The following is a 22,103-nucleotide window of genomic DNA, read 5'->3' as shown; positions in this document are numbered from 1 at the left end:
GATTTACATTGCCCGAACAGGCGTCCAAAAACGGTTTTTTGGACGCCTCAACTCAACGCCAGGGGCTAAAGGATAACGTCGGTACTGGATAAGCTACTGATACCCGAAAGCTTGATGGCGAATTCAGCCGCAGCATCGCTATCGGTGTTGCCATAGAGGATGTGTGCTACGCCATCAAAGTAAAGGTCGCCCGGATTGGCAAATACCCCGGAGAATGTGCCACCTGACACGAGTGCCGAGAAGGTCTGCTTGCCTGTTGCTTGGTCATTGGCATCCATTTCTGAAAGGTCGATTTTATCCAAGCCGATTTCAAAGCCATTGATGATGTCCGGTGACGCAGCGGGTGATGATGAACTGGTTTGAAAGACAAATTTATCGTTACCTGTTCCGCCGATGAGCGTGTCTACCCCGATGCCTCCTACTAAAGTATCGTCACCCGCACCGCCGTTCAGCCGGTCGTTTCCGCCGCCACTGACCAGTCTGTTGGCGGAGGTATTGCCTATTATGGTGTTGTTGAGCGCATTGCCGGTGCCGTTAATCGCATTGGTACCGGTCAGCGTCAAGTTTTCTATAAAAAGGCCTAGCCTAAAACTCACGCTGGATTCTACTAGGTCTATGCCGCCCGCGTTAAGGTTGCTGGTTGTGGTGGTGGTTTCGAAGACTTTATCTCCTTTATTGTCGACGATATAGGTGTCGTTGCCTGAGCCGCCGAGCAGCAAAATATCTGCTCCTTCACCACCATCAAGGTTATCGGAGCCGCTACCACCAATCAGTGTGTCATTCCCGGTGCCACCAGTAAGAATATCGTTACCGGAGCCACCGTTTAACACGTCGATACCGCTGCCGCCATCCAATTGGTCATTACCGGTGCCGCCCGTTAATATATCGTTTCCTAAGCCACCGGAGAGAAAGCCGTCAACGCCATCGGGAGCAACCAAGTTGTCATCCAAGTTAGTGCCAAGGCCGGGGATGACTCCGCCGCGTACCCCGAATACCCAAACCCCGGGAGTCTCTTGAGTACCTACCGTTTGCTGTCCAACGGTTTGCTCCAGTGCCAGCACATCGTCTTGAATCCCTGAGCCTGGTAACTCAAAATAGTTTATACCGTCACCTTTGTTAAATCCTGCCCTGGCAATTATGCCGCCAAGACCATTGAAGCCGCCACTGAAACTACCCGTTGTCCAGTTGATGTCCTCATACCGGAACACGATGTCAAAGTCACCATTGCCGCGATTAATGAGTTGCAATTGGAAAGCGTTGAGTTTGTCGGTCTGCGCGGAGAAGTAGCCAACATCATCCCAAGTGATGGTCAGTACACCTTTGACAGTGTCGAGATCGTACCAAGTTAAATTGGAACCTGTTGAATTGCCGCCCGCAGTAGGTGTGGGTGCATTGTCTGTTGTGTCAACATCAGCCCAAAAAGGGGCAATGACTGGAATGGCCTGGTCTGCACCAATCGCTGTAGGCGTAAAAGCAGACAATTTACTGGTGAAGCTAATGTTGCCATTATTATTGATGAAAATGTTTGTGTAGGTGGTGCCAAAGAAATTGATGCCGTTCGCCCCAAAAATAGAGGTAATGTTGATTTTGGCGGAAGAGCCGTCATCGGTGCGGTCAATAAATGCTTCACCGAAGCCGGAGGTTCCGCCGAGATTGTTGACGAGGCTATTGCTTTGGGTAACAGGGGTATTGGTTGCAGGTGCTGGCATAATAGATTCCCTACGGTAATAGTTAAATAATCAATTAGTTTTTGAAAACAAAGGATTGTTAAATTGAATTACCCCGTAAGTTAAGTATAAGTACCATGAAAAGTAAAGTATTTTTAATCCCGTATGAGTGAACAAAAATACAGCCATTTTAGGTAGGCTACGTAAAATTCGCGCTTAAATTCCGATAGCCATTTTTAGCCTTGAAGGTTGGAGATGCCATAGGCTTTTGAGAAACAGAAAACACCGCTTGTATAGGCGAACTGCCAAGATTAAGCCCTCATGAACCGTCGCCGCCTTCTGCAAACACTTGCCGCTTTGGGCTTTTCGCCTTGGCTGCTGTCGCCTGTCAAACCGCGCCACCAATATCCATTTGGCAATGCGACGTTGCTGCATTTTACCGACAGCCACGCCCAACTGGAGCCGCTTTACTATCGCGAACCGGCGTTGAATTTAGGCACAGGTGCGGGCAAACATTTGCCGCCTTACTTAACCGGAAAAGCGTTTTTAGATTTTTTCGGCATTGCCGCGCATTCTAGGCTTGCCCATGCGTGTACCCCTTTGGATTTTTCCGAAGCGGCGCAGGTCTTCGGAAAAATGGGTGGCTTTGCGCATTTGGCGACCTTGGTAAAACAAATCCGCGCCCAGCGGGGTGCCGAAAACACCTTGCTGCTGGATGGCGGCGACACCTGGCAAGGTTCGGCAACCGCGTTGTGGACGCAAGGCCACGATATGATTGCCGCCAGTAATTTGTTGGGCGTGGATTTTATGACTGGTCATTGGGAATTCACCTACGGCAGCCAGCAGGTGCTGGATAATCTCAAACGGTTTAACGGCGAATTGCTGGCGCACAACATCAGCCTCAGCGAAGAAGCCCAGTTTGCCAGCGGCTCGGAAACTGCGGCGGTGTTTGCGCCGTACCGCATCAAAACCCTCAATAAAGTCCGCATCGCCATTATTGGACAAGCCTATCCGTACACGCCCATTGCCAATCCCAAACGCTTTACGCCCGATTGGCAATTTGGCATTCAAGAGCAAAACCTGCAAATACTCATCCGGCAAATCCGCCAGCAAAAAGCCGCCGATGTTATTGTTTTGCTGTCGCATAACGGCATGGCGGTGGATTTAAAACTGGCGTCGCGGGTGAGTGGTTTGGACATCATTTTGGGCGGTCATACCCACGATGCGATTCCGCGCCCCATGGTGGTTGACAATCCAGAAGGCAAGACGTGGGTGACGAATGCAGGCAGCCACGGCAAGTTTTTGGCGGTGGTGGATTTGTACGTGAACAACGGGCGTTTGCAGAATTTACGTTATCAGTTGCTGCCGGTATTTGCCCATTTGCTGCCTGCCGATCAGGCCATGCAGCAGCTGATAGACAGCATCCGCCAGCCGTATCTCGCGCAATTGCAACAGCCTTTGGCGGTCGCCGACCAATTGCTGTACCGGCGCGATACTTACAAGGGCAGTTTCGACCCGCTGATCTTAAACGCCTTGCGCCAAGTGAATGGTGCAGACGTTGCGCTCTCGCCCGGTTTCCGCTGGGGCGGTACGCTGCTGCCGGGGCAAACCATCAACTTTGAAGCGGTCATGAACCACACGGCCGTCACCTATCCACAAACCTACACGCGTGAAATGTCTGGCGCGCAGTTGAAAGCCATTTTGGAAGATGTTGCTGATAATTTGTTTAACCCCGACCCGTATTATCAACAAGGCGGCGATATGGTGAGGGTGGGCGGCATGACTTACCGCTGCGATCCTGAAGCGGCTTTTGGCAATCGCATCAGCGAGTTGCGCCTAGATAATGGCGAACTTTTGGCGGCAGGCAAGCGTTATCAAGTGGCTGGCTGGGCGGGGGTAGGGGAGGAACTTTCGGGTAAGCCCGTTTGGGAATTGTTGGTTGAATATCTTAAGGTCAACACTTAAAAAAACGCGCCAATCACAGAAGTTGTTATTCTGGACTGACGCGTTTTTAGCTAAGTTAAGTAGAAGTCTTAGCTGCGTTTTCTTCTGTACGATACCAAACGTACCAAACCAATGCCGAACAGGGCGGCAACACCCGGGATTGGCGTGGGTGTTGTTTTGGTTTCTTCAAGGCTTACCCCGTCAATCAACGCAAAAGGCGGTACACCACTTGGTGTGCCGATCGCTAAGAACGACAGCAATTGGCTTGAGCTGGAAGCTGTAAAGTTCATCGTGTTTAGCACCCAGCCTGAAAAACCATGGCTTGGCAAGTTTACCAACGTTGAGTATTGCGTATCACTGCCAAAGTCAACTTTCCATATATCGGTAGTATCGCCAGTATATCCTTGTTGTTGGGCGGCAGCCGACCAAAAGTTAAGGGTGTAAGCTTTGCCAACAGTCAGGCCATTGATGGTTTGTGAAATCGGTCCGCTTTGATAAGCTCCGTCATTAGCTACAAAGTTGCCGCCATCAGGACTAGAGGCTGTTAGACCATTATTCGAACCATTATTTGGACCCCAGAGTTCCAGATAACCGTGCTGTCCGGTTACCCCTGTGGTGTCTGCTGAACCAGAGGGGAATAGGAAGTTATAACCAGTAGCGTTCCAACCACTAGCATTCATGTTGTAGCCTAGCTGACCTTCATCTCCGGTTTTGCCGGTTAATTGCTCAAAGCCACCATTAACGACTAAGCTGGCTGAATTGGCAGAAAAGCTAATCATCAGCATAGCAAGGGTTTTGCACGCTACTTTAGTGATTTTATGATCCATATTTTTCTCGTCTGTGTTGATATTGGGCTGCTTTAGGGGTGACAGCCAATAGTGAGTGCTTATTAGGCGGTTTGAATAAATCGAGTTTTAAGATTAGCCATGTTTCTTAAAAATGCGAGAAAAGTGAGGTTGTTCACAAAAAATATGGGCTGCCAGAATTTAAAACTGGTTCGTTTGGCATAGATTAGGTTTCTGAAAATTTTCTTTAGTGATTGTTTTAAAATAAAAAATAATCCACTGTGTTTTTTTTGTGTAAACAGATTATCTTTTTTTGAGAAACAAAAAAGGTTGCAACAATTGTTTCAACAGATTGGCAGAAATGGCTTCATCAATGCCGTACTTAACAGGCCATTGTTTGCTGGGCAGGTAGAACGTGCCAAACAAATAATCGATCCACGGAAACATGGCGGCGTAGTTTTTGTTGATGACTTGGTGGTTGTCGTTGGTGTGGTGCCAATGATGAAAGGCGGGTGTACTAATTAGCCATTCTAACGAGCCAAAGCGCCAGCGTAGATTGGCGTGGATGAAAAAACCCCACACGGTACCGATCATAATGATGAATAGCGGCACCATATCGGTGGTGTTTCGTGATAATTGCGTAAATCCAAAAACATACATGGGGATAAAACCGCACAAGCGGGTGAAGATAATGTCCATCGGATGGGCGCGGGTGTTGACCAACCAATCCAATTGTTCCGCGCTGTGGTGGATGGCGTGGAAACGCCATAACCAAGGCCATTCGTGCATCCAGCGGTGTCCCCAGTAAGAACCGATTTCACCCACCACCATCGCCGCCAACAGGCGTTCACCTAACGGCAATCCTGCCGTCCATTGCTGCAGTTCGCTGGGTACAATGGCATGCAAGCCCCAAGCTAAAGCGGTCATGGGTACGATCAACACCCGTACCGGCAACAGCGAGCTAATAAAGTAGTAAACCAAATCGGTGAAAAAGCCTTTGCGGAAAACTTTTTTGGATTGCTGTTTAAACAGAAATTCCAGCGGCACAAAAATGATGATGAGCAATATGAGCCAAATAAACAGCCGGATGATGTCCACCGCGAAGGTCGGCAGGTTTTGTTGCAATTGTTGTAGGATTTCCATGGGAGACGTTTGGCGGATAGAAAGTTTTTGATGTGAAAAAATCAGGGGCTTTTTAGTGGTTTTACCGAAGCTTGTTTTGTAGATAGAAGTGGTATTTATAAAAAATTGTTCAATTACCCCGCAAAAACCACCGCAAAGCGCCCAATAAAAACGCCGACGTCCGCCCTAGGCACTAAGGTCGTCGGCAAAATTAAATCATCCGCTTGCAGGCCGCGCTCGTTGAGTGATTCGGCTTCTGCATAAATGTCTTGGACATCATACAGTTCCAGAGCTTTAAAAATGGCGGCGGTGTCTTTTAATCCGGCCTTTTCGGGGTTTTGTTGGGTTTTAAGTTGCCAAACGCCGTCATCTAACAAGAGCAGGCTGACTGCTTGGTCGAAGGCTGCGGCGGTTAAGATGATGTCTAGGGTTTCTTGGGCATAGGCACCGCTGTGTGCGGGGTTGCGGAGGATGAACAGGAAGTTTTTCATGCCGTTAACCAAAAATAATAAAGCGGTCGGCTTCTAGCGTGGCTTCCAGCAATTGCCCCAAACCGGAAATTCTAAAGCCGTCAGCCAAGTCGTTGTCTTGCTTGCCTTGGCGCTGGGCTTCGTCGCTGCATAATAGCCCGCGCCGTTGTGCGGCGGATATGCAGACGACCAAATCGATCTGGTATTGCGCCGCCAAGGCTTGCCAGTTGGCGGTCAGATGGGTTTCGTCGTCGGGTGGTGTGTTGTGGCGCAGGGCGTGGTAGATGCCGTCATGATAGAAAAATACCCGATAAATTTGGTGGCCTTGCGCCAAGGCGGCAACGGCAAATTGATAGGCGGCAAGCCCACTATTGTTATGGTAGGGGCTGCTGTTGATTTGGATGGCAAAATGCATGATGGCGGCTTGGTATTTTTGTTGTCCGGTCTGCTTTATAATCAAGGCCGCTATTCTATTATGAAGTGCAGGCGAATGTTTAAAGAAGCTTTGAACAAATAGCTCCGGCATTTGCTCCAACAATGCGTTTTGGGAGGTCAACGGTGGCGGTTTTAGCAACAGCCTTGGTTACGCCCATTAATATTTGTTGATGGCTTTGTCTATTTTGCCTGTCTTCATTCTGCTATTGAAAACTTACTTGCGCCATTATTATCCCGCCCGCTATGAATTGTAAATTTTCCGCTATTGCTTTGGCCTTAAGTCTTGCCTTGTTTGCGCCGCTGCCGCAAGCCGAGGATAACGCTAAAATTGATTTGCCCGATTTGGGCGATTCTTCCGGTACGCTGTTAACTCCCGCCGAAGAAAATGAGTTAGGCGAGGCTTTTTTCCGCAGTTTGCATTCGCAAATTCAAATCAACCAAGATGCCGAAATCCAGCAGTATATTCAAACGGTCGGCGAAAAGTTGGTCGCCAATAGCGATGCACCGAGCCAGCCGTTCCATTTTTTTGTGGTGATGGAGAATGACATCAACGCGTTTGCAGGGCCAGGCGGTTATATTGGTGTCAATTCGGGGCTGATTTTAATCACCGAAGAAGAGAGCGAGCTGGCTTCGGTCATGGGCCACGAGATTGCCCACGTCACCCAACGGCATTTGTACCGTGCGGCGGAAGCGGCGGGGCGCTTGTCGATCCCCACTATGGCGGGCATGTTGGCTGCCATTTTGTTGGGAACGCAATCGGCGGCAGCGGGGCAGGCGGCAATTATGGCGATCCAAGCCGGAAGTGTGCAGTTCCAGATTGACTTTACCCGCGAAAACGAAGAGGAAGCCGACCGTGTGGGTATGCAAACGTTGGCGGCTTCGCATTTTGATCCTCGCTGTATGCCAACGTTTTTTGAACGTTTGCAGCAATCCAGCCGTTATTACGGGCAGAACATCCCTGAGTTTTTACGTACCCACCCTGTAACTACATCGCGTATTTCTGACAGCCGTGGTCGCGCCGAAACCTATCCTTATAAGCAATACCCCGATTCGTTGGCGTACCAGCTGACAAAAGCGAAAATTCGGGTGTTGTCATCAACCAATATCGCGGAAACGGCGGGCTATTTCCAAAGCCGCCTAAACCAAGGGACCGACGAGCAGCGTACCGTCACCCGCTACGGCTTGGCCTTAACCGCTATCGCGCAACAAAAATACAAAGATGCGGAAAATATGTTGCAGGCTTTGGTCAAGCAGTTCCCCAACCAGCCGCATTATGCATCGGCTTTGGCGCGCAATGCCCAGGAAGCCAAAGATTTTCCTACCGCACTCAAGCGTTATCAGCAGTTAATGGTGCAATATCCTGAAAATCCAGCCATCAAATTGGAATATATCGTGGTGTTATTGAAGGTTGGGCAAGTTGAATCTGCCAAAGACCAGTTGTTGGCTTTAAGCGTGAAAACCAAGACCACGCCTGCATTCTGGTCGCTGTTGGCTGAGGTGTACGGCAAGCTGAATCAGCCCGCTGAGTCACACCGTTATTTGGCAGAATACTACTATGCCTCCGGACAAATGCGCGATGCCATTTTGCAGATCCGATTGGCGCAAAAATCGAAGGGTTTAACCTTTCATTTGGCTTCAATTTTGGAAGACAGGCTGCATTTTTTCTTGGCGCAGGAAGAGGAAGCGCGTCGCAACCGTTAAATTAATCGTTCGGTCAGTCACAATTAACCTGAACCTAAGCTTAACAAACAGCAGCGCTTGCCGAGATAATATTGTTGAGTCGAAATATTACAAGCTGTAACAATATATATTTGTTGACTTTTTTTTTAGGGTCTTTTTTTTTATCAAAAAATTTTTTTTATTGTTAGACAGATTTAAATTTTTGGATATAGAATACGCCACCTTTTAGAGAGTATGGTCAGTTTAACAACTGGTCAGTAAGGGGGAGGAAGGGCCTTAAGTGGCTCATATAACAATAATAAATAAGTAATTTTGCTTGAGTTGGGTAGTACACACCGTAGTACACTAATAACAATAATAATAAGACTCAACACGCCCGCTTTATGCGGGCTTTTTATTGCCCGCAAGAAAGTCATGGCGATTGCTAAGCCCAAAAAACGTTCTTAGATTAGCCTACCAAAGAAACATTAAGTTTCATCTTTGCACGGATGCCCCCATCCATATCGTTCGATAAAAGCCGTTGAGAGGGTTTTATGAATTTGAGAGATTTAAGCTACTTGGTTGCTGTCGCAGATTTGCGCAGTTTTATCCAAGCGTCCGAACAGTGCTTTATCAGCCAGCCCACCTTAAGCACGCAAATCAAACGCATGGAAGAAACATTGGGCGTACAAATTTTTGAGCGCACCAACAAAAAAGTCATTACCACGGAAACTGGCGAGCAAATTGTGGCGGTGGCGCGGCGGATTTTACTGGAGCTTGACCAAATCAAAAGCATTGCTGCCATCGCCCAAGACCCGTTGGCGGGCAACTTCCGCTTAGGCGCATTCCCTACCTTGTCACCGTATATTTTTCCTGCTTTAGTGCCGCTGGTCAGACCGACATTACCGCGTCTCAGGCTGATTTTGGTTGAAGAAAAAACCCAACAGCTCATCGATCAGCTGAAATTAGGCCAGCTGGATGCGGCTTTGTTGGCATTGCCCGTCAACGAAGATTTCTTGGATAGCCAGCCCTTATTTGATGATGAATTTAAACTGGCAGTTGCCAGCGACAATCCTTTAGCCGAAAAAACCTCCATCAGCCCCGCCGATTTGCAACAACAAGCCCTGCTGCTATTGGACGAAGGCCATTGTCTGCGCGGGCAAGCCCTGCAAGTCTGCCAACTAAACGACATTAACGAGCAGCAAGACCTGCGTGCCACCAGTTTGGAAACCTTAAGGCAAATGGTGCGTGCTGGTACAGGCATTACTTTTATGCCCACTATCGCTATCCACGAACCCGAACAAGGCATAAATTACCTGCCATTTACCGCGCCTGCACCGAAGCGCAGCATTGCTTTAGTGTGGCGCAAAACTTCCGCCCGTAGCTTGCTGATGGCAACAATCGCCGACTTGCTGGTTGCCGCACACCAACACATTGACCATCGCTAGACTTTGCACTTAACCGCTATTGAGGAGAACGCTTGTGACAACCCTTTATCACCAAAGCCATCGTGACTTACAAGACCAATTTGACTCGCGCCGTTTGGCAGATCGGGTCAGCGAATTAATCGTCCATCAAGACATCAGCCCTGAAGAACGCGCTTTCATTGAAGGCCGTGACATGTTCTTTATCAGCACCGTCGATAGCTTGGGGAGACCAACCGTTTCTTATAAAGGTGGGCCAGTCGGTTTTGTACGCGTGTTGGATGAAAAAACCATCGCCTTTCCGGGTTATGACGGCAATGGCATGTTTTTGACCGCCGGTAATATAGCCGCCAACCACGAAGTAGGTTTGCTATTTATTGATTTTGAAAATCCGCAGCGTTTGCGGGTACACGGCACTGCCAGCGTGACGGTGACTGATCCGCTGCTGGAAAGTTTTGTGGGGGCAACCTATATTGTCCGCATCAATGTCCGCGATGTGTTCATTAATTGCCCGCGCTATATCCACCCTTACAATAAAGCCGGGCAGTCCGAATATACGCCACAAGCTGGTTGTGAAGCCCCCGTGCCGGATTGGAAAAAGCTGGATGTGGTGCAGGATGTGTTGCCGAAGCAGCAATAACGCAAAAATAAGCAGGGGGAAAAAACGGAGCCATCAGGCTCCGTTTTTGTTTTCAGGGTGCTGCCGTTGATACACCGGAGACATTAACAATACGGCAATACGTACCAGAATTAACTTTCAGGATTGACGGTTATCCAGTAGTAAGCGCTTGCCAATAAAAGAGCTTTAATAGCGATGACGATACCGCTAAATCAAGTACAATCGTGGGCATCTATTTTGTGTTGTTAAGCCGTTTAATTCACAAAATTAACATGTATATTTTATACAGTAGCCCGTTTTACCAAGCTTGGCGCGTTGTGGTTCCCATAACGGATAACGCTAAGATTGACGACCAACGACATAGGGAATAGCAGATGAGCAAACCAAAATTATCATTACAAGAACAATTGCTGAAATCGGGATTGGTGAGTGCCGCCAAGGCTAAAAGTGTCAAAACCGAAAAAAGCAAACAGGCCAAGCAGCAGCGCCACAATAATTTGCAGGTGGTGGATGAGGCTAAAGAATTGGCATTAAAAGCACAGGCCGAAAAAGTTGAACGGGATAGGCTGTTAAACCAACAGCGTCAGCAAAAAGAAGAGCAAAAAACCAAAGCGGCACAAATCAAACAGCTCATCGAACAAAACCGTTTGCCACAAGATGCTGATGGCGTGGCTTACCGCTTTAACGATAACAACAAAATTAAGACCTTGTACGTATCAGAAGACATGCGTACGGCAATTATCGGCGGTAAATATGCCGTTGTCAGGTTCGCGCAGTTTTATGACGTGGTGGCGGCTGACGTGGCGGATAAAATTGCCTTGCGTGATGCAGGCTGGGTGGTGGTCGATAACCGTACGTCAGCGGCACAGACGGCGGTTGAAGATGACCCGTACGCGGCTTATCAGATTCCTGATGATTTGATTTGGTAAACGCGGGGTTGGCAGGGAGGCTGGCTAAATTGGAGTGAAAAACCTGCTTTTCACTCCAAATTTCAATGCGGTAGCTAAGCGTAAATGGAAATGCTTAGGCGCTATTTTTTCTCGCTTTCTTGCTTGATAAGCTGGTCGGCGATTTCCAACATTTTTTCATGTGAACCCGCTAACGGGCCGTTGGTGACATACTTGCCATTGATGATTAACGCCGGTACGCCGGTGATGCCATAACGGGCGGCAATGGCTGGTGCTTGGCGCATTTTTGAATCCACGGCGAAGGAGCTGTAGGCTTCTTTAAAGGCCGCTTCGGTTACGCCATGTTCAACAAAGAATTTTTGCTGTTCAGCTTCAGTATCCATTTTGCCGCTGGCATCATGGCTTTGTAAGGCTGCCTGCACTTGGTTAAAGAAATCGGTGTGGATTTTTTCAACGACACCTAAAGATTCTGCCGTGAAGTAAGCCCGGGCATGTTTGCCCCACAATTCGCTAAAGACCGCTGGTTGGCGGATAAACTCAACATTGGCGGGCAGGTTTTTTACCCATTTTTGCAGTAAAGGCTCCAAGTCGTAGCAGTGTGGGCAGCCGTACCAAAAAAATTCGATCACCTCGACTTTATTGGTATGTTGGGTGGGTTGTGCGGGCGATAAGGTCTGGTAACCCGAGCCTTCGGCTTGGGCGAATGACGTGAACGCAATGGAGAAGATCAGCAAGCTTGCTTGGGTCAGTTTTTTTAACATGTCGTTAAGGCTCCAATGGGGCGGGTCTGTTTAGGATAAAAATCATTTCATCATCGAGATGCGGTAAGCGACGGCTTTAATCTCTTCATCAGTCATTTTTTTGGCGATCATGCGCATAATGTTGTCGGGGTTGGTGGCACGCGCACCGGATTTATAATCGTTAAGTGTTTTTATCAGGTATTCGGGATGTTGTGACTTCAACATGGGGAATGCCGCCGGTTGGTTGCCGTCGCCAGCAGGGCCGTGGCAGGCGATACAAGCGGAAACTTCCCGAGCCAAATCACCGTTGCGGTACAGGTCAGCACCTTGTGCCATCAACTCCGGCATGGTTTTGGGCTTGGCGGCATCGGCAGCGGGTTGTTCGTCTTCGTCATCATCGTCGTCTTTGCTTAATACCGGTTCGGCATTGGCGGAGATTTTTTGTTCGGCGTAATATTCGGCAATATCCGCCATGTCATCATCGCTTAAGCCCATCGCCATGCCCGACATCATCGGGTCTTTACGGGTGCCGTTTTTAAAGGCAGCCAATTGTTTGACCAAGTAAGACGCGTGTTGTTGTGCAAGCTTTGGAAAAGTACCCATCATGCTATTGCCTGCCGGTCCGTGACAGCTGGCACAGGCGGCGGCTTTGGCTTCGCCTTGTTCAGCATCGGCCTCTGCATAGAGCACAGTAGAGGTGCTGGCTAATGCCAAGGTGAGTGAAACGGTTAGCAATAGTTTGTTCATTCAGGCTCTCCCTTCGGAATAGTTATTCATTTTATGCTAGTCTGTCACGCTGACAGGCTGCTTTGCGTGGTCGAATTCTACCTTAATTAGTAAGCTTTAGCGAGGCGACTATGAACCCAATCTACCACCGCGCGGCGTTTCTGAAAAGCGCGCCCAGCCTTGAAACGACACCGACAGACCAAGGTTTGGAGGTGGCTTTTGCAGGCCGCTCTAATGCCGGAAAATCCAGTGCCATCAACAGTTTAACGCGGCAAAACCAGCTGGCTAAAATCAGTAAGACGCCAGGCCGTACACAAATGCTCAACTTTTTTGAGTTTGGTACCGACCTGCGTTTTGTCGATTTGCCGGGCTATGGTTATGCCAAGGTGCCGGAAGACGTCAAGCTGCAATGGTATCGTTTAATGGAGTCCTATCTGAATAAACGCCAGTCTTTATGTGCGATTGTTTTGGTGATGGATGTCCGCCATCCCATGACCGATTTCGATTGGCAAATGGTGGAATGGTGCGAACACGCCCAGTTGCCCATGCATATTTTGCTGACCAAGTCCGACAAGCTGACCTATGGCGCGGGGAAAAACACATTGCTGAAAGTGCAGCGGGAATTGTCAAAATTTACCATTCCACTGAGCTTGCAGTTGTTTTCGTCGTTGAAAAAAACCGGCATTGATGAGGTGCATGCGGCATTGGACAGCTTATTTTCAATGGGCGGTCAACAAGCGGAAGACGAAGTTGGCGAAGATACCGCCAGCTAAAAGAAAAGCCCCAAAGCTTGACAAAACCTTGGGGCCTTAGAGGTAACCAGCCGAAAACAAGGGGGAATACGGCTGATTGCCGCCCCGTTGCAGATGCGGCAAAGATAAGACTTATTGCCGTTTAAAAAGTTTCCGCGTCGTTTTGATTTTTTAAGTTTAAGAAGCGGTTCAATTGCCACTTCTTCTTTTCAAGTCCGTAACGTTAAGCTTCAAGCTTACGCACACGGCAGTTCAGCAAAAGCGTTATTTTCTTCCACCGCTGCAGCAGTCCGGCGGATTAGCTCGCGATTGCTGTCCAAATCCATCATTCCCCCCACCGCTAAGGTCACCACCATCGCTTCAAACGCGTAGGCCAAATGGGCGCGGTAACGCTGCCTTAATATTTTTTCAGTGGCTGCGCCAATGCCTTGTTTGCCAAGCGATTGTGCATAGAGATCAAGCAAGTCAAACTCATGCGTTCGGCGGTTTTCTGGGCTGAGCGAGGTTGCCAAAAAATAGGCGACATCGCTGACACCTTCGCCCGTGCGCACCATTTGCCAATCCAAAAAACCAGGCTTGCCGTTTTGCCAATACAAATTGCCGGGATGGCAGTCGTGATGCACAAGGGTTTGCGTTTCTGTATTTAAATAAGCCATCACTTGCCGGCGATTCTTGGCATAACTCAGGGCCGCTTGCTGCAAGGGTTCGGATACTAATGGGCCGGCACGCCTTAGGCCGCTTTGCATAAGCGGAACCGCTAAAGCGGTGCCGAGCTGGTCTTCCAGGCGACGAATCGAGCCGTCTAGCCAATACAAATGCTGTTGCAACCGTTGTTTGCCCCAAAACTTGCTATGCAAGGCTGCCAGTTCTTCGATGACCAAAGCCGCTTGCTCAACCGTTAAGGCGTCGCCAGGGTGTCCGGCTTGGGCTTGAATTTCAGTGACATCCGCCAGCACCAAGGTTGATGACCGCCCTATCTGGCTTTCTGCCGCCAAACAAAAGGGGATGGCAAGCGGAATGTCGGGCGTTACTTCTTGGTAGAAACGCACTTCAGTGGTCAACAGGCGGGGCAGGGCGGTAATCAGGCGCGCCCGCCAAGACAGCGAAGGCAATTTGACAAACCAGCGGCTAGGCAAACTATCGGGGCCGTTATGGCTGATGCGCAGTTTGACGCGGGTGGTGGTGCCGGTATCGACGGACAGCACCTTAACGTGGCTGACTTCGGTATTGGCGTGGTGTCGGTTAACAATGCGCTGCGCCCAAGCGCGGTTTAGGTCACTGGGGCGGCGGCTCAAAATACGGGCTTTCATGATGGGATAGCTGGGGTTAACGCGTATTTCCAGAAAGGTTACAGACGATACAGTGGCTCCAAAGCGCTGTCTTCTTGTTCCGCTAACTTAGCACGGGCTTTGTTTTCGGAAAAGGTTTGGAACAGTTTCTTGCCTTGCCATTGACCGTTGTCTTTGCTGTATAAAGTTTGGTTGAGCAGCAAAATTTCATCGCGTAGACGGGCTTCACAGTGCGGTGCCAACGCGCCCAAACTGGAGCAGCCGAACAATTGTTGCCCCCAAGCCAATAACGCGGTTTTCGCGGCTTGGGCGTCGTTCGTTGCGCACGCTTGTTTTAAGGCTTTGACACTGTCTTGCAAGCGCAATTGTTTAGGGATGGGGGCTGTTTCGGGTTTGGGTGCTGCGCGTTTGCTGACGAAATAGACGATCGTCAACAACCAACCTGTCGCCAAAAAGCCGCAAAGCCAAGGCCAGTAAGTTGCTGTTGCGGGTGTGGCATTGACTGCTACGGGGGCGGCTTGATTGATGGGCGCGGGTGTTACGCCACTTGCCACAGGCGGGGCAATGTTGGCGGATTGCGGGGGCGTAACCGCTGCAACCGCGCCGCTGGCGGTTAGGGTAACTTCCGGTAATTTGGCGGTTTCCAGTTGTTGCGTGTCGGTGTTAAACCAAGCGATTTCTACAGCGGGTAGATGGTAATCGCCCGCTTTGGAAGGGATGAGGGCGATTTTTTCTTCCCTGACCGCCAACAAACCATCGGGCAGTTTTTGTTCGCTTAAAACCGGTTGGTCGGAATAGGCTTTTAAGTCGTTGTTGCTGACGATTGAATTTAGTTCCGGCAATTGCCCAACCGTTGTGCCTTTGGCAAGTAACGTCAACGTGCGGGTTAAAGGTTCGCCTGCTTTCATTTTGCTGACATCACCCGACCACTGTTGCTTTAATTCCAACTGTTGTGCCGATAGCCAATGCTTGCCGGTAAATGCGGCAGGTGCGGGTTTGACTTCCAAGTCGATGGCTTGCGATTGTACGCGCTTGGTTTGTGTCATTTGCGAGTTGAAAAAGCTGTTGATGCTGCGTTGGCTTTCGGCAAGCACTTCGGCGGTCAAGACAACAGGTTTAATGGATATTTTGCCGCTTTTTTGCGGAAAAATAGCGTAGCGGCGTTCAGTGACCGAATAATCGACACCATTGATTTGTTTGTTGTAATTCGCGTCTTCGCCCAATTTTTCTATCACGGCATCGGGCAATTCCGGTTCTTGCAATTGCGCCCTGGCAATCTCCACACGCGTCAGCACGCGCAAGGTATACAGCACTTGCGATTGCACATAGGGGGCGTGAGTGTTGGTTTCCACTTCTATGAACAAATCTTCGTTACTGCCGCCGGATGAATTGCTGCTGGTGACGGTCACCGAAATGGCGTTGCTGCGGTCGCGACCAAAAGCAATCGCCGGAATGTTAAGTTCGCCAGATTGTTTAGCTATCACATCCACTTGCCATTGCACGGTTTTGCTGGCTTTGCCATTGATCCACGAAGCGCTGCTGGTGTGGTTGCGGTGCAAAATGGTGAAATTTTCTTCCAGAGGGCTAAAGTCCGGCGCGCCATCGGGGTTGTCGTTGGCGGTAAAGACAATTTGGAAAGATTCATCCAAGGCAACGGGATTGCGGCTGAGCGATGCGGCAATTTCTGCACCATAAGCAGCGGGCAACAAGGCCTGCGCCGTCATCAACAAAACCAGCAAACAAAACTTAACGGCTATTTTTTTCATGCGGAATATTACGGAATCAATGGGGTTAAAGCTTAGGCCAGTTGCCAAGCATCAATAAAGGGCTGATAAAAATCGGCATCTTGAACGGTAGCGCCGCGCTTGCCGACCAAGGCCGAGGCAAAGTCTTGCGCACGCTGCAAAGTTAACGGCAATAGCCATTGCCGCTGTATGCCCAAAAGCAAAACAGCGGCAAAAGCATCGCCCGCACCCACGGTATCGACGACCAGTAAATTGGCTGCGGGGGCGATGTGTTGGCATTCGCCCGCTGCCGTCAATGCCCAAGCACCTTGGCTGCCACAGGTGACTACCAAGGTGTCCAGTTGGTAATCTGCCAGCAGCTGTTGCATGGCGGTTGGCAAATCCAGTTTTGGCGTACCCAACAAACGCAGCTCTTCTTCATTCAGTTTTGCCCAATTTGCCTGCCGCAAAGACTGTTGGATCAGCGCAGGGTTCCACCACGGCGACCTGAGGTTGACATCAACAAAGACAATGCCGTTGTGTTGCGCCAAAAGATTTTCCCAAGTCTGCCGAGAAACCGAATTACGCAACGCCAAACTACCATGATAAAGCACGGAGTAGTCGGTCGTGGCTGCATTCCATTCGATAAAGTCATACGCTTGTTGGTCGAGGATGGCGTAGCTCGGCTCGCCTTCGTTAAAACTGACCGCGACCGCACCGGTGGGGTGGTGTTCGTCGCATTGCAACTGATCCGTCGGCATTCCCCACGCCCGCATGGTTTGGCGGATGCGTTCGCCTTGGGCATCATCACCCACTTTGCTGATAAAACGGGGTTGTGCGCCAAAGGCTTGCAAGTGCCACGCGACATTAAACGGCGCGCCGCCCAAGACCTGTTCGCCATCAGGAAATTGGTCAAACAATACCTCCCCAAAGATGCCAATGCCTTGTCCGCTTTTGTAATTCATTTTTTCTGCAATCATGTTATAACAAGAAGTAAGCCTAATTTAGCCAGACCCGTATTGATGTCTATTTCCCATGTCTTTGACACGTATGCAAAAACTGCCAATGGCAGGATTATACACTTTAACGTTGTCGTCGATGAAGGCGACCCGCAGCAGGCTGTGTGCTGCGCCAAAGCGTGGTTGGATAGCATCGGTTTGGCAGATGCGACGGTGACACCGGAAAACTGTTATTTGTACCACAGTTTGGAAGCACCGGAAGCCATCAGGGCGCAAATAAACCGGCGCGGCTATGGCATTTATAAAATGGAAGGCTGTCTGAAGGAATGGCTTTAGGCTTTTATACCCCTTATTTCAAAGGTACGTTCTGCGTGGCTTGCCAGCAAAGGAAAAACGATGAATTTCACGGTTGAAAAAATCAATAACGACACCTTAATCATCCTTAATGAAGAGCGTGTCGATGCCCATAATTCTGCAAAGCTTAAAGAAGTTTTATTGCAGCAATTGGAGCAAGGCAATCACCTCTTGATTGTCCAGTTGGCGAATGTACGATTTATCGACAGCTCAGGCTTGGGTGCGTTGTTGTCAGGCCATAAAAATGCCACCATCAAGTCGGGCCGTCTGCTATTGGCGGGCCTGCAACCGCAAGTGCTGGCGATGTTTGAACTCACCCGACTTAACCGCGTATTTGAAATCTACGCCGATGTCGACGAAGCCCTCGCTGCGGAGCAATAGCCGTGTCCGCCGCGCTAATCCAAGTGGACGTGATAATCCCCACACAAACCAAATACTTGGATTTGATCGGCAGCATCGGCGAGCAATTGGCGAAAAAGCTCGAAGGCTACAATGGTGATAAAGACGCCTTGGCTTACCACCTTAATTTGGTGTTGACCGAAGCCACCGCCAACGCCATCAAACACAGCGCAGACCCCCATCATGGCAACGATACCGTCAGGATTTTAATCACCATCGACGATACCCTGCTTAACATCAAAGTTTTCGACCACGGACAAGGCTTTGATTTGGAAACGGTACCTTTGCCTGACTTCGAGCATCCTCAGGAAGGCGGTATGGGTTTGTTTTTAATAAAAAACTTAATGGATTCGGTTAGTTATACCAAAGGCGAAACACAAAACGTGTTGGAGATTGGTAAGTGCTTGACTCAGCCTTGATGGCTTCTCCGTTCCTTGCGGGCTAGCCGAGGCTCAAACGGTTTTATGTAGGATGGGTTGAACGAAGGGAAGCCCATCTTTTTCGTAGCTCATGATGGGCTTCCCTTTGCTCAGCCCATCCTACAAATTTAGAGGTCTTGGGTGAATAAAGAACGATCAACAAAAAAAACAGCCGTTTGGCAAACCCAGCTAGAAAATCTAGCCAACCGATATTTAGGCGCAAATTCCGCCCAGGCGTTGCTAGGCTATTACCAAGCTTTACTAAGCCCCGAATACCAAAGCTTGCTGACACCGCGCTATGCCTTGCAAGACTTGCTGCATCTTCAGCAAATCACCACGTCGCATTGCCAGCGCGTCAGCCTGATCCGCCCTTGTGCCGGTATTAACCATTACCGTCTGCATTTTTACAGCCAGCAGGAACGCTTTTTGGATGAATACATTCCGCTGCTCGGCAATCTGGGTTTGCGGGTGATGGATCAAGTGCAATTCCGCGTGGCGTTCGGAGCAGATACGTTATATATCAAAAGCTTTACCATTCAAGCCGCGAAAGGCCAATGCGCTGAATTGGCCTTGCTGCGCACCCGTCTGCTGGCGTGCATCCAGGCGGTGATGGATAGCCGTGCCGACAACGACAGCCTCAACAAATTGTGCCTGTTGACGGGCATGGACTGGCAAGCCATCGACGTGCTGCGCACTTACCGCAATTACTTTTTGCAGCTAGGCCACCGCAGTACCCCGCGCAGCGTCCACCATGCCCTTATTAATAATGCTTGCGTCGCCTTGGGTCTGTTCAATTATTTCGATGCCCGCTTTAACCCCAACCCTGCCTGGCAAGACCCGATGGCGCGCGAAGAACAAGCCCTGTTTCCGTTGCGTTTAAACATTTTGAAATCGTTGGCGGATGTTGCCGATATTAACGACGACCGCATTTTGCGGACGCTGTTTAATCTGATCGACGCCACCATGCGCAGCAATTTCCATTACCGGAAAAACCACGCCGATTACTTTATCGCCATCAAAATCAACAGCATGGGCGTGTTGGAAATGCCCAGCCCCAAGCCGCAAAACGAGATTTACGTACACGCCGCCCACATGGAAGGCATCCATCTGCGTGCCGGTAAAATTGCCCGTGGCGGTATTCGTTGGTCAGACCGGCCTGACGATTTCCGCACCGAAATTTTAGGGTTGATGCAAACCCAAACCAGCAAAAACGCGCTGATTATCCCCACCGGTGCCAAAGGCGGTTTTGTGGTCAAAAAGAACGGTGCCGGTGTGGATATGGACATGAAAGCCGCCGGCAAACAAGCCTATCTGACCTTAATGCACGGCTTGCTGGATTTGACCGACAACTACCACGACGGCAAAGTCTGCAAAACCGCGTTGAGTATTTGCCATGACAACCCCGACCCTTATTTGGTCGTCGCTGCCGACAAAGGCACGGCGAGTTTTTCAGACATTGCCAATGGTGTTGCCGCCGAATACGATTTTTGGCTGCACGATGCCTTTGCCAGCGGCGGCTCGCGCGGTTACGACCACAAAGCCTTGGGCATTACCGCCCGTGGCGCGTGGGAATGCGTCAAACGCCATTTTCGTGAACGGGGCAAAGACATCCAAACCACGCCTTTTACCGTGGTCGGCATTGGCAGCATGGATGGCGATGTGTTCGGCAATGGCATGTTGCTGTCGCCGCATATCCGCTTATTGGCAGCGTTTAGCGGGCAACATATTTTTCTTGACCCCAACCCCGCCGACTTGTCTGCCGCTTTTAACGAACGCCAACGCTTGTTCAACTTGCCGGGTTCCAGCTGGCTTGACTACAACCGCAGCCTGATTTCCACCGGCGGTGGCGTTTATTACCGTGCCGACAAAGACATTCCCTTGTCGCCGGAAGTCAAACAGTGGTTGGGCTTGCGTTACCCGTCGTTGGATGGCGAATCGCTGATCCGCCATTTGCTGACCGCGCCGGTGGAATTGCTCTGGCTGGGCGGCATTGGCACCTATGTAAAAGCCAGCAGCGAAAAAACCGAAGCCGTTGGCGACCATGCCAACGACAACGTGCGCGTTGATGCCCGCGAGCTGCGCGCGCAAGTGGTCGGCGAAGGCGCCAACCTGGGCTTTACCCAAAAAGCCCGAATCGAATACGCACTGAATGGCGGAAGCATCAACACCGATGCGGTCGATAATTCCGCCGGTGTCGATACCTCCGACCACGAAGTCAACCTAAAAATACTGCTGACCGGTTTGCACAAACAAAACCGTATTGCCGATTACCAACCCTTGTTTATCGCGCTGACTGACGAAGTGTGCCAACAAGTGCTGGGCAATAATATTGCCCAAAGCCTGTGTTTGTCTTTAGAACAGCGGCGCAGTGCCGACCGCATCGACACTTATTTGGAATGGGCGGAACGCCTGCAAAGCGCGGGCTTTTTGGACAAGGCGGTGGAGTCTTTCCCCAGCGACAAAGAAGTCTTGGCAAGGCCAGAACAAAACTTGACCCGCCCCGAATGGGCGGTATTGATGGCGGCCAGCAAAATGTACTTGACTGCCGAGCTGCAAACCTCGGCGCAGGCCTTGGCGGATGAATGCTATCTCGCGTATTTGCACAACTATTTCCCCCGCGACATTGTCGGGCAATTTGCCGGTTACTTGGCGCAACATCCGTTGGCGGGCGAAATCAAGGCCACTCTTATCAGCAACAAACTCATCAACCAAGCCGGTTGCGGATTTTTAAATGTTGTCGGTGACGATTTGCTGGCTTATGTCGGCAGCTATTTAAGCTTTGACCAAATCCTACAAGCCGATGCCTTGCGCCAAGCCATTGCCGCGTTGGATAACCTACTGGCGAGCGAGCAACAATATCAGGCCTTATTGGTGTTGGAAGCCCGCTTGGCAGAATTTAGCCACTGGACGTTGCAACAAGGCAAGCCTTTGCAACCCAACCATCCAACCGTGGACACGTATCGCCAGTTTTTCGGCATTTTTGCCGATGACCTGCAACAACAGCCGAACCCCGCTTTTGCCGCCAGGCTTGGCGATTATCTGCAAAAGGGCTTCCCCGAAACCTTGGCGCAACGCTTGGCTTGCTTGGAACAAGCGCAAGATTTTCCGCACCTGGTCGCCTTAAGCCAAGCTTCGGGCGCGGCCTTGCCCGTTGTGCTGCGGCTTTATCAAACAATAGACGCTTATCTGGGTTTGTCGGCGGTGGCAACGCCATTGGCAAACCTGACCTGCCACGACACGTGGGAAAGCCAAGTGCGGGCGGACTTGCAAGCGTCGATCAAACACGCCAGCGGCAAGCTGCTGCAAAACCTGCTGAGCAGCCCAACCGACGACTGCGCAGCCTATTTTGAAACGGCAGGCAAGCAACCCCAGCTCAACCACTACCGGCAAATCTGCCAACAAATGGACAATAGCAGCAATGCCGGTTTGATGCCGTATTGCGTATGGGAGAAGGCGTTTACGATATTAGTAGCATAAAATATTGATGTTAAAAGAAAGTTTATTTTGATAGTAATTTTGACAAAGTCGTTTCTTGTTACATAATAGAGACGCTAGTTAGTGTTCTAACTAGGTTTACAAGATGCCCTAATCATTTCAATTCCAAAATATTGATAGTGGTCAGAGTGTTTAATTTTTATATTCTGTATTGTTGCTAATTTTGAGGTAATATGAATATGTTTGAAAAGTTGATATTTGATCCCGATTGGA

20 protein-coding genes are annotated in these 22,103 nt (G+C 49.9%); 10 read left to right on the top strand and 10 right to left on the bottom strand.

Going from position 1 to position 22,103, the window contains the following annotated elements; all coding sequences use genetic code 11:
• Positions 1 to 65: 65 nt before the first annotated feature.
• Positions 66 to 1,709, bottom strand: a complete 1,644-nt coding sequence (locus tag ACYQ1O_RS00195) for a nidogen-like domain-containing protein (RefSeq protein WP_459989440.1) — start codon at positions 1,707 to 1,709, stop codon at positions 66 to 68.
• Positions 1,710 to 1,988: 279 nt separating this feature from the next.
• On the opposite strand from ACYQ1O_RS00195, the gene soxB reads away from it, so the two are divergent.
• Positions 1,989 to 3,632: a thiosulfohydrolase SoxB gene (gene soxB / locus ACYQ1O_RS00190; protein WP_459989439.1), complete on the top strand. Its 1,644-nt coding sequence runs from the start codon at positions 1,989 to 1,991 to the stop codon at positions 3,630 to 3,632.
• Positions 3,633 to 3,700: 68 nt separating this feature from the next.
• Here the strand turns inward: soxB and ACYQ1O_RS00185 are convergent, their stop codons facing one another.
• The 4 genes from ACYQ1O_RS00185 to tusD form a co-directional block, all read right to left on the bottom strand.
• Complete coding sequence (locus tag ACYQ1O_RS00185; RefSeq protein ID WP_459989438.1) at positions 3,701 to 4,438, bottom strand: carbohydrate binding domain-containing protein; 738 nt, start codon at positions 4,436 to 4,438, stop codon at positions 3,701 to 3,703.
• A 261-nt stretch (positions 4,439 to 4,699) separates the two neighbouring features.
• Positions 4,700 to 5,539, bottom strand: coding sequence for a sterol desaturase family protein (locus ACYQ1O_RS00180; protein ID WP_459989437.1), 840 nt, complete (start codon positions 5,537 to 5,539; stop codon positions 4,700 to 4,702).
• Between the two features lie 113 nt (positions 5,540 to 5,652).
• Complete coding sequence (gene tusC, locus ACYQ1O_RS00175; protein ID WP_459989436.1) at positions 5,653 to 6,009, bottom strand: sulfurtransferase complex subunit TusC; 357 nt, start codon at positions 6,007 to 6,009, stop codon at positions 5,653 to 5,655.
• A gap of 4 nt (positions 6,010 to 6,013) precedes the next feature.
• The gene (gene tusD, locus ACYQ1O_RS00170) at positions 6,014 to 6,403 is read right to left on the bottom strand and encodes a sulfurtransferase complex subunit TusD (RefSeq protein ID WP_459990616.1); all 390 of its coding nucleotides are present in this window, start codon (positions 6,401 to 6,403) and stop codon (positions 6,014 to 6,016) included.
• Positions 6,404 to 6,666: 263 nt separating this feature from the next.
• On the opposite strand from tusD, the gene ACYQ1O_RS00165 reads away from it, so the two are divergent.
• From ACYQ1O_RS00165 to ACYQ1O_RS00150, 4 genes are all read left to right on the top strand, one after another.
• The gene (locus ACYQ1O_RS00165) at positions 6,667 to 8,124 is read left to right on the top strand and encodes a beta-barrel assembly-enhancing protease (protein WP_459989435.1); all 1,458 of its coding nucleotides are present in this window, start codon (positions 6,667 to 6,669) and stop codon (positions 8,122 to 8,124) included.
• 512 nt (positions 8,125 to 8,636) lie between these two features.
• A complete protein-coding gene (locus ACYQ1O_RS00160) occupies positions 8,637 to 9,530 on the top strand; it encodes a LysR substrate-binding domain-containing protein (protein ID WP_459989434.1) in 894 nt (297 codons plus the stop codon).
• 34 nt (positions 9,531 to 9,564) lie between these two features.
• Complete coding sequence (locus tag ACYQ1O_RS00155) at positions 9,565 to 10,146, top strand: pyridoxamine 5'-phosphate oxidase family protein (RefSeq protein ID WP_459989433.1); 582 nt, start codon at positions 9,565 to 9,567, stop codon at positions 10,144 to 10,146.
• Positions 10,147 to 10,499: 353 nt separating this feature from the next.
• Positions 10,500 to 11,054, top strand: coding sequence for a DUF2058 domain-containing protein (locus ACYQ1O_RS00150; RefSeq protein WP_459989432.1), 555 nt, complete (start codon positions 10,500 to 10,502; stop codon positions 11,052 to 11,054).
• A gap of 101 nt (positions 11,055 to 11,155) precedes the next feature.
• Here the strand turns inward: ACYQ1O_RS00150 and ACYQ1O_RS00145 are convergent, their stop codons facing one another.
• Both ACYQ1O_RS00145 and ACYQ1O_RS00140 read right to left on the bottom strand, forming a co-directional pair.
• Positions 11,156 to 11,794 (bottom strand): thiol:disulfide interchange protein DsbA/DsbL, encoded by a 639-nt coding sequence (locus ACYQ1O_RS00145; protein WP_459989431.1) that lies wholly within the window; start codon positions 11,792 to 11,794, stop codon positions 11,156 to 11,158.
• Between the two features lie 42 nt (positions 11,795 to 11,836).
• Complete coding sequence (locus tag ACYQ1O_RS00140) at positions 11,837 to 12,520, bottom strand: c-type cytochrome (protein ID WP_459989430.1); 684 nt, start codon at positions 12,518 to 12,520, stop codon at positions 11,837 to 11,839.
• 110 nt (positions 12,521 to 12,630) lie between these two features.
• Between ACYQ1O_RS00140 and yihA the strand changes: the two genes are divergently transcribed.
• Complete coding sequence (yihA, locus tag ACYQ1O_RS00135; RefSeq protein ID WP_459989429.1) at positions 12,631 to 13,272, top strand: ribosome biogenesis GTP-binding protein YihA/YsxC; 642 nt, start codon at positions 12,631 to 12,633, stop codon at positions 13,270 to 13,272.
• A 215-nt stretch (positions 13,273 to 13,487) separates the two neighbouring features.
• Here the strand turns inward: yihA and ACYQ1O_RS00130 are convergent, their stop codons facing one another.
• Genes ACYQ1O_RS00130 through ACYQ1O_RS00120 form a run of 3 tightly spaced genes read right to left on the bottom strand, consistent with a single transcriptional unit; the run spans position 13,488 to position 17,229 of the window.
• Positions 13,488 to 14,561: a phosphotransferase gene (locus ACYQ1O_RS00130; protein ID WP_459989428.1), complete on the bottom strand. Its 1,074-nt coding sequence runs from the start codon at positions 14,559 to 14,561 to the stop codon at positions 13,488 to 13,490.
• Positions 14,562 to 14,599: 38 nt separating this feature from the next.
• Positions 14,600 to 16,306, bottom strand: coding sequence for a BatD family protein (locus ACYQ1O_RS00125; RefSeq protein ID WP_459989427.1), 1,707 nt, complete (start codon positions 16,304 to 16,306; stop codon positions 14,600 to 14,602).
• A 32-nt stretch (positions 16,307 to 16,338) separates the two neighbouring features.
• Positions 16,339 to 17,229 (bottom strand): carbohydrate kinase family protein, encoded by an 891-nt coding sequence (locus ACYQ1O_RS00120; RefSeq protein ID WP_459989426.1) that lies wholly within the window; start codon positions 17,227 to 17,229, stop codon positions 16,339 to 16,341.
• A gap of 57 nt (positions 17,230 to 17,286) precedes the next feature.
• Between ACYQ1O_RS00120 and ACYQ1O_RS00115 the strand changes: the two genes are divergently transcribed.
• The 4 genes from ACYQ1O_RS00115 (at position 17,287) to ACYQ1O_RS00100 (ending at position 21,872) form a co-directional block, all read left to right on the top strand.
• A complete protein-coding gene (locus ACYQ1O_RS00115; RefSeq protein WP_459989425.1) occupies positions 17,287 to 17,559 on the top strand; it encodes a DUF2024 family protein in 273 nt (90 codons plus the stop codon).
• A 60-nt stretch (positions 17,560 to 17,619) separates the two neighbouring features.
• Complete coding sequence (locus tag ACYQ1O_RS00110) at positions 17,620 to 17,958, top strand: STAS domain-containing protein (RefSeq protein WP_459989424.1); 339 nt, start codon at positions 17,620 to 17,622, stop codon at positions 17,956 to 17,958.
• Positions 17,959 to 17,960: 2 nt separating this feature from the next.
• On the top strand, positions 17,961 to 18,395 hold the full coding sequence (locus ACYQ1O_RS00105; protein WP_459989423.1) for an ATP-binding protein: 435 nt from the start codon (positions 17,961 to 17,963) through the stop codon (positions 18,393 to 18,395).
• Between the two features lie 141 nt (positions 18,396 to 18,536).
• A complete protein-coding gene (locus tag ACYQ1O_RS00100) occupies positions 18,537 to 21,872 on the top strand; it encodes an NAD-glutamate dehydrogenase domain-containing protein (protein ID WP_459989422.1) in 3,336 nt (1,111 codons plus the stop codon).
• The last annotated feature ends 231 nt before the right edge of the window (positions 21,873 to 22,103 follow it).

This window comes from Methylosoma difficile (assembly GCF_054657615.1).
Note: the sequence above shows the minus strand (reverse complement) of the source record. Positions and strands in the feature narration are given on the sequence as shown.